This window comes from Sphingobacterium sp. Ag1 (genome assembly GCF_000988325.1).
GTDB lineage: Bacteria > Bacteroidota > Bacteroidia > Sphingobacteriales > Sphingobacteriaceae > Sphingobacterium.
This window is the reverse complement of the sequence record NZ_LBGU01000041.1, coordinates 138993-154449: the sequence shown is the minus strand read 5'-3', so window position 1 is coordinate 154449 and position 15457 is coordinate 138993. Positions and strand designations below refer to the sequence as shown.

Here is a 15457-nt window from a genome sequence, read left to right as displayed (position 1 = left end):
ATGAAAAAATTTCATCACTATATAACAATTTTCGCAAGCACTACCCTGTTGTTGTCCGCATGCAGTGTGGGCAAAAAATACACCCGTCAGGAGATAGCCATGCCCGAAAATTTTAAAAACAGCGACGTGGTTCTCACGTCCGACACCCTGCAGCTATCCTGGCGTAAATTTGTACAGGATCCCTTGTTGACATCACTCATTGAGAAGGCATTATCTAATAATACAGACGTCAATGTAGCACTCCTCAACATGCAACAATTGGAACTCGCGTACAAGCAGTTTAAGAAAGGATTACTGCCAACAGCTGATTTAAGCATTGGAGCGAATAGAACCTGGTTATCGAGCAACTCCTTAAATGGCTCACTAAGTGACCAATTTATCGGGACACCTTATATGGACGATTATAGTGCCACGCTCAGATTGTCTTGGGAAGCCGATATCTGGGGAAAGGTAAAAATGCAAAAAGAAGAATCCTTGGCCAATTTTTTTGGCCAAAAGGAAAATTTATCGACTTTGAAAACCCGGGTTATTGTACAGGTCATCCAGTCATATTACAATCTGATTGCTTTGGATGAGCAGCTTAAGATTGCACAAAGAAATGTTCAATTGAGCGATAGCACATTAAATATGATACGTTTGCAATACAACTCGTCACTGGTCAGTTCGCTTGCTGTGGAGCAAGCCGAAGCTCAGAAGAAAACTGCTGAATTATTGATTCCCCTAGCCCATCAAAATATGGCGGTCGAAGAAAATGCGCTGAGCATTCTTTGCGGAGGTTTCCCCGAGGGCATTCAACGTACAGCAAGTTTAGATGATACGATTGTTGGAGACGGACTTGCCACAGGGGTGCCGGCCGAACTATTAAGCCGCAGACCAGATGTCAGAGCAGCTGAATACGCTGTTGTGGCTGCGACAAGCAGAATGGGACTCGCTAAAGCAGCAATGTACCCCTCCATAAGCTTGACTCCATCCATTGGTACAAACTCCATTCAATTTAGCAAATGGTTTGATCTACCGGGTTCTATTGTGAAAACAATAGCAGGGAATATTGCTCAACCGATTTTTCAGAAAGGGGCCTTGAAAACAAACTATGAGATATCGGTCATCGAACGCGAAAAGATAGCTTTGCAGTTTAAACAGTCGGTTATGGTCGCAGTTTCGGAAGTTTCGGATGCCTTGGCAAAAATCAAACATACAGAACAGCGCCTGCAACTTATCCACGCCAAATCAAATGCCCTCGCCAAAGCCACCGCTGATGCGGCCTTACTTTACAAAAGTGGGATGGCAAACTATTTGGAAGTGATAACTGCCCAAAATAATGCACTTCAAAATGATTTGGAACGTATTACAGTAAAACGGGAAAAGCTCAATGCAGCCATAGATCTTTACCGTGCACTGGGTGGCGGAACGGATACTTTACCGCCAAATACGCCGTAAAAGCAGAAAATAAAAAGCACAAAATAAAGGCAACTGAATAAATATACGCCCCTAGAAGCAAAAACTTCCTAGGGGCTTTTTCATTAGTTTTTTGCAGCTGCGCCCAAAATTCCCTACCTTCGGGTAAATACAAATATGATGAATAGAACGAGTTGTCTTCCTCCTCCAGTAGCGTAATATTTTTTCCCGATATTACTGAAGCCCAATACCAGAAATGGACCGATTTGCTGTGCTTCTTATTTTCTATCAAATTTATTATTTAACATCTTTCGTCCTTATTGGACGGAACTGGAAGACAATTTCTTATGAAACATTCATATTTCATGCTGCACCTTGCTGTGCTGTGCCTGGGACTATCTGGCGTATTTGGAAAAGTGATTTCACTCAACGAGGGGATACTCACATGGTACCGTGTATTTTTAGCTGCCGTTATCCTATTTTTTATTCTAAAATGGTATAAAATACCTACAGATTTTACTTTCAAAGAGAAACTGCATATTGCAAAAAATGGGCTACTATTGACAGCATCCTGGCTATTATTCTATGCTAGCATCAAATATTCAAACATTTCCATCGGCGTGATCTGCTACTGTATGGCAAGTTTTTTTACCGCTATTTTTGCACCGATGATCAATAAAACGAAATTTAGATTGTCAGAACTTCTGTTGAGTGGACTAACATTGTGTGGTATAGCACTGATATTCCATTTTGACACTTCACATCAACTGGGAATAATATTCGGTATAATCTCGCCTGCTTTTGCTTCTCTTTATGCCATTAACAACGAACGATTGACCAAAAGGTACAATGCCATCTGCATCAACTATTACCAAATGGTCGGCGGTACAATCGGACTGGCTTGCCTAATCCCTTTTTACATTCAGCACTATCCAACCCGCACTTTCATTCCCAATGCCTTGGATATTTTCTATCTGATCATCCTCTCTTTATGTTGCACTGTTGGCGTCTATCTCGCGTTTACAGAAATCTTAAAGAAGATATCCGCTTTTACATTGAACCTAAGCTTAAATCTCGAGCCCGTGTATGCCATATTAATTGCTTTTCTATTTCTGAATGAAGCAAAAGAATTAAATCTATCCTTCTATGTGGGATTGTTTTTAGTCGTTTCATCTGTGCTATTGCAATATTGGATAAGTAATAAAAAGAGCGCCTAACAGCCTATCTCCATTTCCCAGTCCGATCCAGATTGGGAAATGAATGTTGTTTTCTCCTCACTCGAGGCAGTGATACCCGGAGCAAAATCAGGTAGACGCGAAAAAAAATGTTGAAAAGAAAAATGCCTGTCATTTTCAACAAAGCCTTATATTTATGAAGCGATTCGGGTTTTAATTCCGAAATCGGCACAAGCAATCAAGCAATTTATTATACATACATTAAACAGATATCTCCGTTATGAGCAACAGCAGTACAGAAAACAAATTTGTTAACCAGCAGATCCAATACCTCGAGTTTGTATCAAGCGACCTTGAACGTGCCAAAGCATTTTACTCAACGAGTTTCGGTTGGGAGTTTACGGATTACGGACCAGCATATACGGCTTTTGGCGGAAAATATGTTGATGGTGGTTTTACACTTGGTGACCCCAGAAATGGCAGTATTCTCGTCGTTATCTATGCCGACGATCTGCAGGCTACGCGTGATCAGGTTATCCGTGCTGGCGGGACCATATTAAAAGATATTTTTAGCTTTCCCGGAGGAAAAAGATTTCAGTTCCAGGATCCTGATGGATATGAATTAGCCGTATGGACTGTTGAATAAAAGTTAAATACAATATATACTCAAATACAAAGCCCCCATATTTTTCTCATATGGGGGCTTTGTATTTTAAAATCAGGCTCTTTTAGCTTTCTGATAGTTTTTATTTTTATTCCTATTGAAACGCTTCTTCTTATGCTGTGGATTCTTTTTGGCAGGATTGTAAGTAGGTCCCGCTTCAAACCCCTCTGGCAATGGAAGTTGTTCAATCGGATAACCTATTAAATTCTCGATCTGAGCGAAACGGTTTTGGTCTTTCTCATTGACAAAGGTAATGGCTGTTCCTGTAGTTGCTGCCCGTGCCGTACGTCCAATACGGTGTACGTAGTCTTCCGGATCCGGTGGAACATCGTAATTAACGACCAAACTGATCCCCACCACATCGATACCGCGAGATATCACATCTGTCCCTACCAGTACCCGTACCTGACGAGACCGGAATCTAGCCATGATATCTTCCCGTTTTGACTGCTCTAGATCCGAATGGAAACCCTCCGCATCAATCCCCTGCTTCTGTAATTCCTGAGCGAGAAGTTTGACCGTAGTTTTTTGGGACGCAAAAATAATAACAGATACATAGTTGGGATCCTTCAGTATATTCTTCAGAAGCTCCATTTTCTGTTGATCATACGCAAGATATACACGTTGATCTATCCCTTCCGAAGGTTTAGAAATGGCAATATTGACTTCCACAGGCTCTTGCAGAATTTTTCGAGCAAAAGACCTGATCTTCATCGGCATCGTCGCCGAAAACAAAAGCATCTGCTTTTTCTTCGGTAGATAACTTACAATACGTAAAATATCGTCTTGAAATCCCATATCCAGCATACTATCGGCTTCATCCAAAACAAAGTGCTTTAAATGAGAGAGATCAATCTTCATGGAGGTAAGATGGCTTATCAACCTTCCCGGCGTAGCAACAATAATATTTACCCCCTCTCGTATGGCCCGTTTTTGCTGTTCATAACCCATACCATCACCACCACCATAAATGGCTATGGATGTTGCACCCGTATAATAAGACATGCCCATAATCTGCTGGTCAATTTGCATAGCAAGTTCCCGGGTCGGAACAAGGATAATAGCGAGGATAGATTCCCTTGAATTCCGTGCTATTGCATCGAGGATCGGCAACATATAAGCTGCTGTTTTACCTGTACCTGTCTGTGCACAGGCAATCATATCTTTTCCCTCTTTAATAATCGGGATGGTCTGTTCTTGGATCGGCGTAGCCTCCTCAAACATCATACTTTCTAAACCTTCTTCCAAAGCCGGAACAAAGCCAAATTCATCAAATCTCAACGTATTGTTTTTATTGTTGTGCCCTAAATTACTAAATCTAATTCATAAAAGCCTAAAATTAATACCTATAGCTCGTTATCCGCTTTCAAATAGATGTCCAAATAGGATTAATCTTTAACCTACGTCTGCTAACTATTCAAAATTTAATCAATAACCTCTGTTTTCTTTGCAGCTGACACTGCGCTCAAAACGACGTAGCCTAGCAGGCCGGCGCATAAAGAAGCGATCAGAACCGCGAACTTGGCCTCTTCAATCAGCATGCTATCATCAAAAGACAGTATCGAGATGAAGATCGACATCGTGAAACCGATTCCCCCCAATAAGCCTACTCCAAAAATCTGTTTCCAGCCAGCCCCTTCCGGTAATTGCGCAATCTTCAACTTCTTCGCAATATAACAGATCAAAAATATACCAATTGATTTACCAGCGATAAGACCAAGGATAATACCAATCCCCAATTTTGAAGTCAAACCACCAATCATTTCCCCATGGATTGGAATAAGCGTATTCGCAAATGCAAACAGCGGAATGATAATAAAATTGACGGGTTTGGTCAATAGATGCTCCAGTTTTTCCAGGGGAGATTCTTCCGCATCCGGTGTTGTTGGTAACGTCATAGCCACCAACACGCCAGCTATTGTTGCATGAATTCCCGAGTGATGAACAAAGTACCAAATAAATAGACCCGGAATAAGGTAAGCCCATATCGCTTTAACGCCCAGTTTATTCAACACGATCAAAAACAGAAAGATGCCTAAAGCAATAAATAAATAGGTCGCATGAATACCATTGCTATAAAAGATCGCAATGACTAAAATGGCAAGTAAGTCATCAACAATGGCCAGAGCAGCCAAAAAGATTTTAAGACTGGCAGGAACCTTATTTCCCAGAAGCGTGATAACAGCTAAAGCAAATGCAATATCCGTCGCCATAGGAATACCCCAGCCGTTTGCCGTATTGGTTCCCTGATTTAACACAAAATAGATGATGGCTGGCAAAAGTGCCCCACCAACCGCAGCCAAAATGGGCAGGATTGCTTTACTTGGCGATGAGAGTTCACCCTCTACAATTTCACGTTTTATCTCGAGCCCCACCAGTAAAAAGAATATAGCCATCAAACCATCGTTGAGCCACAATAACCACGAATATTTTAAATGAATATGATCGCTCTCAAAGCCTACTTCCCTGTTCAGAAATTCCATTACACTGCCATACAAAGGTGTATTTGCAACGATCAATGCCAGAATAACACAAGAAAAAAGAATAATTCCGCCAGCAAAGCTGGACTTTAAGAATTCTCTAAAGACAGTTAAATTGATAAGTTTTGACATGATTTGAATATCTAAAAACGCTTACAAAGGTTCACAAGATACGATTTTTAGGACCATTTACCGAATTCGAGCGACGATATCCCGAGCTATATCCAATGTAACTACCCTTTTATTTTTCGAACCTAACAAATCAAATGGGAGAAACAGACATTATACATTCAATTTTTATAAAAAGCTTTGTCATTTTTTAATGAAATAATTTGGCTTTGTTGCAAAAAATACTTAGCTTGCTACTATAGTTAATAAACCGTTTATTATGTGCAAGAAGTGGATTTTCATGGTACTTCTTTTCGTAGCAAATTTTACATATGCGCAGACGACAGAGGATAAAACCCAACATTCAGGTTCCCATTACATTATTTTAGCAATCATCGCTATTATTGTCATTGTTTATATATTATACAGGAGGCAAAAGAGGAAATTTAATGAATAAGGGTGATCAGTAGATCACCCTTATTCATTAAGTTTCCTTTCCCCCTCTCTTTCCTATTGACCTTTTCAATGCCTCACATCTTAATCACGAATCGGTTCATTCGTTTGTGCTAACCGTTGCGATCCCGTATTTGCCGGACATGCAATATCATCTGTTGCATCATATACAAGCTTCTTTCCATTCAATTTTGTAATCAATTCTTGAGGAACATACACCTGAACTTTAGTAATCGCATATCCACTTGGAAAATAGCGAACATAATAACCGTCAGGGTGAAGTGTCCAAATACCACTTGGCACATCCGTACGAGGCTCAGCCATACCAGCTAAGATTGCATATTGTTCAAAATCAGCGTACGAATAGTTTCCTGAGGAAACGAGCTGCCGAATATTATTTTCGGCTTCAAAGATTGTCTGTACTGCAGGAGGCATTTGGTCTTTTGCCTTTTGGACAACATCGAATGGCAAAACGCCGAGCGCACCACCTTCCAAATGCAAAATTTGTTCAGCTGTAAGCAATTTTAAGGCTGTCTCTTTCACCGGACCCGAATAATCAATAAATTTTGTCTTCGCTATGATCGTCCACAATAGCATCTGTATGTCAGATTGTGCAACTTCCGGGTGCTTTTCAGCACTTTTCAAAATTGCAATGACCACTTCTCTCTTCTTGCCCAGTGTAGGTGCATACATATATCCATCACCTTTCGAAGGCGCATAAGTACCTGCTTTCAAGCAATAGCTCTTATTGGTCATTTCAAAATGTCCAGCCTCCAATAAGTAACCATCACTGCCATTCTTTTGCAAATTTTCTAAAGGTTTATAAACAGCCGTATTTTGAAAATCGGGCATTTGCTCCCCCTTTCTATTTACATCTTCAAAACTTGTACTAATCGCTTCTGGTTCCTTTAGCAGTTTATCCAAACCCAACATTTTGCTTCCCTTGGAAGCAACGGCTTTGCTTGCCTTATCCAATAGCCCTCCAAATTGAGCCGAGGCTCCTTGGATATTAAATAAAAAAGCAACTGTAAGTATAACGACACCGGTTATTCTATTTCTTTTCATAATTGATTTCATTTCAGCTCTTGTCCACAAAAAAGAAGCCAATTTAAATCACCAACACAATATTTATAATTTATTAATTCATTGTTTGCACACATTGCCGGATTTCACACGTCATTTCAAAGATCCTCTTCATCCTTCGAAATTTCACACCATACAGGTTTTCAAAAGAAGCTAAAAACAGTTGATTTCGCCAACATTACTCTCCGCAATTTCTCCTGAAACTGATCACCGTAAATAGTTAAAAATACAATATTAAAACGTATCTTTGCAGCATGATTAATGTGTCAAATCTCTCCCTTCGTTTTGGTAAACGTGTACTATTCGAAGATGTCAATCTAAAATTCACACCTGGAAACTGTTACGGTATTATTGGCGCTAATGGAGCAGGTAAATCTACTTTCTTAAAAATTATCTCAGGGGAAGTTGATCCTTCGACAGGTTCCGTGGCATTCACGCCAGGCGAACGCATGTCTGTTTTAAGTCAGGATCACTATGCTTTCGATGAGTTTACTGTTCTTGAAACTGTCATGATGGGTAACCAAGAACTTTACAAAATCATGAAAGAGAAAGATGCCATTTACATGAAAGAGGATTTCTCTGATGCCGACGGCGAACGTGCCGGCGAATTGGAAAGTCTTTTTGCTGAAATGGATGGATGGAATGCCGAATCAAATGCCGCAACTTTATTGAGCAGTTTGGGCATTAAAGAAGAACTGCATTATAAGTTGGTTTCTGAAATCGACGGTAACCAAAAAGTACGCGTACTCTTAGCGCAAGCTTTATTTGGCAAACCCGATATTTTGATTCTCGATGAGCCTACCAATGATTTGGATATTAATACCATCGCATGGTTAGAGGATTTTTTAGCGAGTTATGAAGCAATCGTCCTCGTTGTATCCCACGACCGCCACTTCTTGGATGCTGTATGTACGCATACAGTGGATATTGATTTTGGTAAGATGACAATCTATACGGGTAACTACTCATTCTGGTACGAATCTTCTCAATTAGCGTTAAAGCAACGTTCTGATCAAAACAAGAAAATGGAAGATAAAGTGAAAGAACTCCAGGAATTTATCCGTCGGTTCTCTGCCAATGCTTCCAAATCCAAACAAGCTACTTCGCGTAAAAAAGCTTTGGATAAAATTAATATTGACGAGATTAAACCGTCCAACCGTAAATATCCTGCCATCATGTTCAATACCATGAATCGTGAACCAGGAGATCAGACACTACAAGTCGAAGGATTAAGCAAAACGGTCAATGGCGAGGTATTCTTCAAGGATATCACCTTTATGATCAATAAAGGCGATAAAATCGCTGTTCTAGGTCCAAATTCATTGGTTACCACAGCATTTTACGACATTATCACCGGTAGAGACACCGATTTCGGTGGTGAATTTAAATGGGGCGTTACCATCACTCCTGCCGATATGCCGATTGAAAATGCCGCATTCTTCGAAGGAAAAAATGATAATTTAGTCGATTGGTTGAGAAACTATACAACGAACCCAGAAGCAGACGAACAATTTATTCGGGGATTTTTAGGGAAAATGTTATTCTCAGGTGAAGAAGTTATGAAAAAAGTTTCTGTGCTTTCCGGGGGAGAAAAAATGCGCTGCATGTTCTCGCGCATGATGCTTCAGGGTGCTAATTTCCTCATCTTCGATGAACCCACCAATCACTTGGACTTGGAATCTATCACGGCGTTGAACAATGGAATGTCTGATTTTAAAGGATCCATGTTATTCACATCCCGTGACCACGAATTGACTGAAACTGTTGCCAATAGAATCATCGAACTGACGCCGAAAGGTATCATCGACAAATTGATGACCTACGATGAATACATTAATAGCGATGTGGTTAAAGCACAACGTGAAGAAATGTATAAATAAGATAATTTATCCCAATTTAATAAAGGCTCCATAATTCATTTTATGGGGCTTTTTTGATACGCAATAAAAAAGCACTGCGGTATTCAGTGCTAATCGCAATTGTTAGGAAAGATTTGAAAAAGTACTATTTTATTTTACTGAACCGAAGATTTAACAACACGCCAGCCTAATTGTAAAGAAACGGCACAATGATCTGATAAATCCTGCCCCTTTTCGTTTTGAAAAAGCTCTTTTTGAACCTGATAATTCTTTGCCTCAAATAGCAAATGATGATCATTGCGATAGTAAATTTTATCAATACCTTCGCAATCTTCCGTCAACTCCAATGCAGCTTTCGCTTCAAAATTCATTTGGTGACCGGGAATATCACCCTTATTACGTAAACTTACCCATGCATCCACCAAACCTAAGTCCTTCTGAAAAGAAGCGATGTTATCCAGCTCGTAAGCATAATGTGCATTAAAGTCACCCATAATCAAAAGTGGTCTGCCAGCCGAATACTTTTTGATATAGGCTTTTAGCTGGTTTATATTCTTCTGCCGGGCAATCGTTGCATTCCGATCATCCTGCGCTGTCGCATGTACATTATAAACGTCGATAAATACCGACTTGGCCAATTGTATTCGAGCATAAGAAAAGCCCTTAGGAGTCAGACAATCTGTGCCATTGCAATCAGTCCAGCCTATCCGCTCAAACTCAACAATCGGATATTTTGAAAGTGTACTCAGTCCGTCTCCAAAAGGTACCCCACCCATATTTGCCGTTCGGTAGCTATGCTTATTTTCGCTGTAAAGAAACTTGTTGTAGTTAAAATCCTCCTGCACATTGACAATATCAAACCCATTGATCCGATTGCCGATCGACCTAATACTGGAAGACCGCTCGGTTACAGCACTGGAAATTATTTCAGGGAGGCCAGCTATATTGTACGTTAACAAATTTAGCTTTCCGTATGTCGCCTCCGGCATAGCTGCATACACCGAATTACTGAACTTCGGCTGTTGTTTTGGCTTCAACTTAAAACCCAACATAACACCTGCAAACGCACAAATAAATAAAATGACAAGTTTTCGGATACCCTTGGATCTAATTTTTTTTTCGAACAATAGATTTAATAGCATAGACTGAATATTTTGTTCACTCCAAAGCTACTGCATCAACATTAGCGCTGTTATCATATTCGATTAATTCTACTTTTAATAATTATGCACAAATCATTAAAAACTAATAATTCATAAACACTATAATGACAAAAGGTTAATACCACCGTAAAACAGACGTTACAGCTTTCAACTATTTTTATACAACCCCTAATAAGAATAACATGAGAAAGGTAGCCTTCTTTACAGAGATACTCGTCGAGGATTTTGACGGTGCATCACGAACAATGTTTCAGCTGATAAACCGTATAGACCAGCAGAAATTCAACTACTTCTTTATTTATGGCGGCGGCCCTACGCAATTTCGAAATTTCCATTCTTACAAGGTTCCCACATTCAAAATACCGGTCAATGACGATTATTGTCTCGCTATTCCACAGCTTATTAAAAAGAAACTTGAGCTCGCTTTAGATAAATTTGCTCCCGACATGATCCATATTGCAACTCCTTCCCTTTTAGGTTTTTTTGCATTGAATTATGCCAAACGGAAAGGTATTCCTGTCCTTACAATCTATCATACACACTTCATTTCATACATTGCCTATTATTTCAAAAACATATTACCCTTAGTCAAACCGACTGAACAATGGATGAAAAAAGCAATGAATAACTTTTACAACAAATGTGATATTGTCTATGTACCGACCAAATCCATTCTAAATGAATTACAGCAGATCGGCTTACAACAAGAAGGATTAAAGCTGTGGCAAAGGGGAATAGACACAGCTCTGTTTAACCCCCAAAAAAAGAATCTATCTCAACTGCAGACCATCACAAAGAATGACAAACCAACAATCCTTTTTGTCAGTCGTATCGTCTGGGAAAAAAATATTAAAACGCTTATTGAAATCTATCAACAGATACAGGCTCAAAACCTCGACTATAATTTCATTGTTGTCGGTGAAGGAACAGCCAAAATAATTGCGATGCAAGAGATGCCTAAAGCTATTTTCTTAGGAAAGAAAAGCCATGATGAGCTCGCAATTTTATATGCTTCGGCCGATGCCTTTGTTTTTCCGTCGGTCTCAGAAACGTATGGAAACGTCGTCGTCGAAGCATTAGCATCCGGACTTCCTTGTGTTATCGCCAACGGCGGAGGCTCGGCCTCCTTGATTCAGCACGGAAAAAATGGATTTAAGTGTCAACCTGAAAATGCGGCTGGATATGTTTACTACCTCAAAAAAATTCTCTCCGACGCAAGCTTAAAAAAGAATCTCGTCATTGAAGGTCTATCCTATGTTGGGCAACTGGATTGGAATAGACTAGCTGGACGCTATTTTAATGACATTGAACTATTGATAGACAAAACACAGGAAGTCGATTTGGCATGGGCAAATTAACAAACCCAAGCCAACTCATCAAAGGTGTTTTTTTACTTTTGATTCTGGCGTCCATCACGATCTTTTTAGCGAAAAGCGATTTAAATGCGTTGAAAAAAGAGCTCTCCTCTGTTGGTTATCGCTTCATCGTTATTTTGTTTACAACTTGCGCGGCCTATTTTTTAGGTACATTAGCTTGGTGGATATGTTTAGGCCCTGCAAAAAAGAAGGTCAATCTGCTCGAACTCTTTGCCGTCCGTCAAATCGGGGAAACCGTTGGACTATTCAATCCCACCAGCATTATCGGTGGCGATTTATTAAAGGCACAATTGATAACCCGTTATGACATTCCTTTAAAAGAAGGATTGAATTCGGTTGCAATATCCCGTATTACTGCCGTACTGTCTCAATTGACACTCTTTTTGATTGCTATGATTTGGTTGATATTTTCTCCTTTAAAAAATGAAATTATACGCTACGCAGGCCCAGTAATTTATATGATCTGTATGTTCTTATTTCTTTTGATGATCTTGATACTTTACTGGTTAATAGCTGCAAAAAGTCCCTCACAAACCAAGGCTTCAACAGCAACACCTTTTGGAAAAGCACGAGCGCATGTTCAGTCACTCCTTTGGAGTGTAAAAGACTTTTATAAACATCAAAATAAGGTTTTTTGGTATTCTTACTTACTTTTTGCACTACATTGGATTATTGGCAGCCTTGAATTCTATTATATTCTACAATTTTTGGGTGTTTCAGTACAACCAATACATGGTTTAATAGTAGATATGAGCGTCATTGTGCTAAAAAGCATCGGTGCTTTTATTCCAGGACAACTGGGTATTGAAGAAATCGCCAATAAGCTCCTACTCCATATGATCGGTATTACAGGAGGTAGTATTTGGCTCAGTGCTTCATTATTACGTCGCGGCCGACAGCTCACCTGGGTAGCACTGGGTTTTATATTTTATCTATGCATCAAAAAGAAACCAGTACATGTACCCCTCTGAAATAGAAATACTTTTTGTCAGCCACAAATATCCCCCAAGTGTTGGCGGTATGGAAAAACAAAGCTTTGAACTGATCAATACTGCGGCTCTTTACTTGAAGGTACACACCTTAGTCTATGACAATAGGGAACCTCTTTTAGCCTTCTTCTTCCTACTGAATCGCCGCATTCTAGCCAAAATTAACGATAACCCCGGCATCAAGCTTATCCACTTTAATGATGGATTAATTGCGTCCTTCGCCTCTTTTCACAAAGGATATACCCATTTAAAACGTGCTGTCACGCTTCACGGTCTGGATATCGTTTTTCCACTTCGTTATTTTCAACGTAAGATTATACCGCGGTTTAACACTTTTGATCAGCTTATTGCCGTTAGCCAAGCCACCGCCGACGCCGCACAGTTACGCGGTATCGATCCATCCAAAATCATTGTTATACCCAACGGTGTAGATCCGATACACTGCTCCACTCAAAACAATGAACCAACCTGCGAAAGCAGGCCCTATTTTATCACTTTGGGACGCCCTGTTAAGCGGAAGGGCTTCTCGTGGTTGATGAAACATGTCATCCCCGCGATTCAGGGCGATTTCAAATTACTAATGGTGGGGCCATTCGATCAAAAACCGCAATGGAAAGAACGCCTATTGCAGCTTACACCAAAAAAGATAAATCATTTAATCACCCTATTCCTCGGATTTCCCACCGATCAAGGGGCCATCCGAAAATTACTGAAAGCATACCCCGAAAAAATTGAACATCTTGGAAAAGTTCCATTCGAACAACTGCAAAGCCTCCTGACCAACGCACAGGCCTTTTTGATGCCCAATATTGAAATGGCCGGTGATATGGAAGGCTTTGGGCTCGTCTGCCTAGAAGCTTCCACAGCAGGCACAATTGTTGTTGCCGCCGAATTAGAAGGAATTACAAGCGCCATTACACACAATTACAATGGGCTTCTCCTGCCAAGCGAAAACCAAAACGCATGGATTGAACAACTTCAAGCCATTTTAGAAGACCCAGCCCACTATAAAAAGCTAAGCCTGCAATTTAAACAAAATACCCTAAAACAATATAGCTGGGATATTATGGCCAGATTTTATTGCCAATCATTTGTAGACTTAGTTACAGCAGCAGACAAATAATTAATATCATCTCATAAATTTGAGAGTGTCAATCATTCAAAGGATTGAAAGACTGGACGACATTTTTATAGTGCTTACTTGCTTGCTTGCGATACAGAAAAAGATCAATTAAATGATGAAATATGAAACAATAGGTGCTTACTTCCAACGACAAGAACTCATGCGGATAAAATTTAACGTCTTTCAAGACGCAAAACTTTTTTATAGCGACCTGCTAACGGTCGATAAAAAATCAATTGAATCAAAGCGAAACATCCTACCAAAACAAGCCCCAATAGGGAATAAAAAGTTAGACCGATGTACAGTAGTAATAAGAATAACCGCAACATCTCAAGTGGAAAAACCCAGTCTTCATGTTCTAGAAGTCCTCCAATACAAATAACACTACAAAGAATAAATCCCCCGCCAATAACGAGTTGTATCAGTTGCTGATAATTACCATAAAGCAGGAAGAAAAAAAGAAGTGTCATCGTCAACATGGACTGAAAAAAGATATAGCGGCTTAACGCCTGCGCATGAACTTGCGGCTTAGCTCCGGCAAATATGCGCTCTTCCAGTTCTTCGCGAATTTCAGGCTGTATATCGTCAGGCTTACCGAATATAGTCCGCATTTTGTTCCTAAATCCTTTCGCTCGCTTAAATGACAAACCAATTTCAAATAAATAATGAAAATGCTGCCATAGAAAAGTATAGCGGTGAATGGGCTTTGTGAGTCCGTAAACACAAGGTTCTTCCTTTTGTTCCGGTATAAATGTTCCAAACAGCTTATCCCAGATAATCAGGATGTCTCCATAATTCTTATCCAGATAGATTTCATTGCTGCTATGATGCACCCGATGATGGGAAGGCGTTACAAATAGCCGCTCCAAAATTCCCAAATTTCCAACAGTTTGCGTATGGGAGAAAAATGGATATACGCCATGAATCAACAAAATAGCGGTCATCATAAAGGGCGGGAACCCCAAAAGGGGAATAAAAGCCCAAAATAGTGAACGAAAAATGGCTTGGAATATGGTGATCCGGGCCGCCACCGTAAAGTTATAATCTTCACTTTGGTGATGCACAACATGAGCCGCCCACAAGAGATTTATTTCATGGCTATAGCGATGATACCAATACCAAAGGAAATCAGTAAATAAGAAAAGTATTACCCAAGTCCAAACATTCGCTTCAATATGAAATATCGCAAAGTTTTGATACACCCAAACGAAAAAAAAGTAGAATAAACTAACGGAAAACATATCACACATACGCTCAACGATGCCAACATTGAGATTTGAGATCGATTCATCAAAAGAATAAAAACGTTTCTGTTTTTTGAGGCTATACCAATATTCCAACACCATCAAGATTAAAAATAAAGGAATGATAAATGCCAAAAAATTAAGTTTTTCCGTATACATGCAGTCGCTATTTTGAAGATAAAAAATCTACCTTAATCGCAATTCGACAAGAACAGTCTTTTCTGATGCCAAAAAATAAATTCTTCCAAACTCTTTATTATTAAACAATCAATTTTAAATCAGGTTTTTCAATTTATGGTTTTTAAATGGACAAAAATCTATGTTTTCGCTGTTCAGGCAATAGCA

At 39.7% G+C, this 15457-nt stretch carries 12 protein-coding genes; 7 read left to right on the top strand and 5 right to left on the bottom strand.

The annotated features are described in order from the left end of the window. From AAW12_RS15475 to AAW12_RS15465, 3 genes are all read left to right on the top strand, one after another. Positions 1–1437 carry an efflux transporter outer membrane subunit gene (locus AAW12_RS15475; RefSeq protein WP_046674545.1) on the top strand — a complete coding sequence of 479 codons (1437 nt, stop codon included), beginning with the start codon at positions 1–3 and terminating at the stop codon, positions 1435–1437. Positions 1438–1742: 305 nt separating this feature from the next. Then, positions 1743–2612, top strand: coding sequence for a DMT family transporter (locus tag AAW12_RS15470; RefSeq protein ID WP_046674544.1), 870 nt, complete (start codon positions 1743–1745; stop codon positions 2610–2612). A 238-nt stretch (positions 2613–2850) separates the two neighbouring features. Further along, the gene (locus tag AAW12_RS15465) at positions 2851–3216 is read left to right on the top strand and encodes a VOC family protein (RefSeq protein ID WP_046674543.1); all 366 of its coding nucleotides are present in this window, start codon (positions 2851–2853) and stop codon (positions 3214–3216) included. A gap of 72 nt (positions 3217–3288) precedes the next feature. Here the strand turns inward: AAW12_RS15465 and AAW12_RS15460 are convergent, their stop codons facing one another. From AAW12_RS15460 to AAW12_RS15450, 3 genes are all read right to left on the bottom strand, one after another. Then, on the bottom strand, positions 3289–4515 hold the full coding sequence (locus AAW12_RS15460; RefSeq protein ID WP_046674542.1) for a DEAD/DEAH box helicase: 1227 nt from the start codon (positions 4513–4515) through the stop codon (positions 3289–3291). Positions 4516–4658: 143 nt separating this feature from the next. Then, positions 4659–5846: a Na+/H+ antiporter NhaA gene (nhaA, locus tag AAW12_RS15455; protein ID WP_046674541.1), complete on the bottom strand. Its 1188-nt coding sequence runs from the start codon at positions 5844–5846 to the stop codon at positions 4659–4661. 513 nt (positions 5847–6359) lie between these two features. After that, on the bottom strand, positions 6360–7340 hold the full coding sequence (locus AAW12_RS15450) for a hypothetical protein (RefSeq protein WP_053003739.1): 981 nt from the start codon (positions 7338–7340) through the stop codon (positions 6360–6362). A gap of 272 nt (positions 7341–7612) precedes the next feature. Here AAW12_RS15450 and AAW12_RS15445 point away from each other — a divergent pair, with 272 nt between their 5' ends. Next, positions 7613–9238: an ABC-F family ATP-binding cassette domain-containing protein gene (locus tag AAW12_RS15445; RefSeq protein ID WP_046674540.1), complete on the top strand. Its 1626-nt coding sequence runs from the start codon at positions 7613–7615 to the stop codon at positions 9236–9238. Positions 9239–9372: 134 nt separating this feature from the next. Here AAW12_RS15445 and AAW12_RS15440 read toward each other — a convergent pair whose 3' ends face one another. Then, entirely contained in the window at positions 9373–10359 is a 987-nt protein-coding gene (locus AAW12_RS15440; RefSeq protein WP_053003738.1) for an endonuclease/exonuclease/phosphatase family protein, read from the bottom strand. 203 nt (positions 10360–10562) lie between these two features. Between AAW12_RS15440 and AAW12_RS15435 the strand changes: the two genes are divergently transcribed. From AAW12_RS15435 to AAW12_RS15425, 3 genes are read left to right on the top strand one after another with little or no spacing between them, the layout of a single operon-like run. Then, entirely contained in the window at positions 10563–11738 is a 1176-nt protein-coding gene (locus tag AAW12_RS15435; RefSeq protein WP_046674539.1) for a glycosyltransferase family 4 protein, read from the top strand. Next, positions 11726–12727: a lysylphosphatidylglycerol synthase transmembrane domain-containing protein gene (locus tag AAW12_RS15430; RefSeq protein ID WP_053003737.1), complete on the top strand. Its 1002-nt coding sequence runs from the start codon at positions 11726–11728 to the stop codon at positions 12725–12727. The genes AAW12_RS15435 and AAW12_RS15430 overlap by 13 nt, the downstream gene beginning before the upstream one ends. A 49-nt stretch (positions 12728–12776) precedes the next feature. Further along, a complete protein-coding gene (locus AAW12_RS15425) occupies positions 12777–13868 on the top strand; it encodes a glycosyltransferase family 4 protein (protein WP_231585280.1) in 1092 nt (363 codons plus the stop codon). Positions 13869–14041: 173 nt separating this feature from the next. Here AAW12_RS15425 and AAW12_RS15420 read toward each other — a convergent pair whose 3' ends face one another. After that, positions 14042–15271, bottom strand: coding sequence for a sterol desaturase family protein (locus tag AAW12_RS15420; protein WP_046674537.1), 1230 nt, complete (start codon positions 15269–15271; stop codon positions 14042–14044). Positions 15272–15457: the final 186 nt, after the last annotated feature.

Bases quoted from the DNA above. Each gene is read 5' to 3' on its own strand.
- AAW12_RS15475 (WP_046674545.1), top strand. From the start codon at position 1: ATGAAAAAATTTCATCACTATATAACAATTTTCGCAAGCACTACCCTG.
- AAW12_RS15470 (WP_046674544.1), top strand. From the start codon at position 1,743: ATGAAACATTCATATTTCATGCTGCACCTTGCTGTGCTGTGCCTGGGA.
- AAW12_RS15465 (WP_046674543.1), top strand. From the start codon at position 2,851: ATGAGCAACAGCAGTACAGAAAACAAATTTGTTAACCAGCAGATCCAA.
- nhaA (WP_046674541.1), bottom strand. From the start codon at position 5,846: ATGTCAAAACTTATCAATTTAACTGTCTTTAGAGAATTCTTAAAGTCC.
- AAW12_RS15450 (WP_053003739.1), bottom strand. From the start codon at position 7,340: ATGAAAAGAAATAGAATAACCGGTGTCGTTATACTTACAGTTGCTTTT.
- AAW12_RS15445 (WP_046674540.1), top strand. From the start codon at position 7,613: ATGATTAATGTGTCAAATCTCTCCCTTCGTTTTGGTAAACGTGTACTA.
- AAW12_RS15440 (WP_053003738.1), bottom strand. From the start codon at position 10,359: ATGCTATTAAATCTATTGTTCGAAAAAAAAATTAGATCCAAGGGTATC.
- AAW12_RS15435 (WP_046674539.1), top strand. From the start codon at position 10,563: ATGAGAAAGGTAGCCTTCTTTACAGAGATACTCGTCGAGGATTTTGAC.
- AAW12_RS15430 (WP_053003737.1), top strand. From the start codon at position 11,726: ATGGGCAAATTAACAAACCCAAGCCAACTCATCAAAGGTGTTTTTTTA.
- AAW12_RS15425 (WP_231585280.1), top strand. From the start codon at position 12,777: ATGGAAAAACAAAGCTTTGAACTGATCAATACTGCGGCTCTTTACTTG.
- AAW12_RS15420 (WP_046674537.1), bottom strand. From the start codon at position 15,271: ATGTATACGGAAAAACTTAATTTTTTGGCATTTATCATTCCTTTATTT.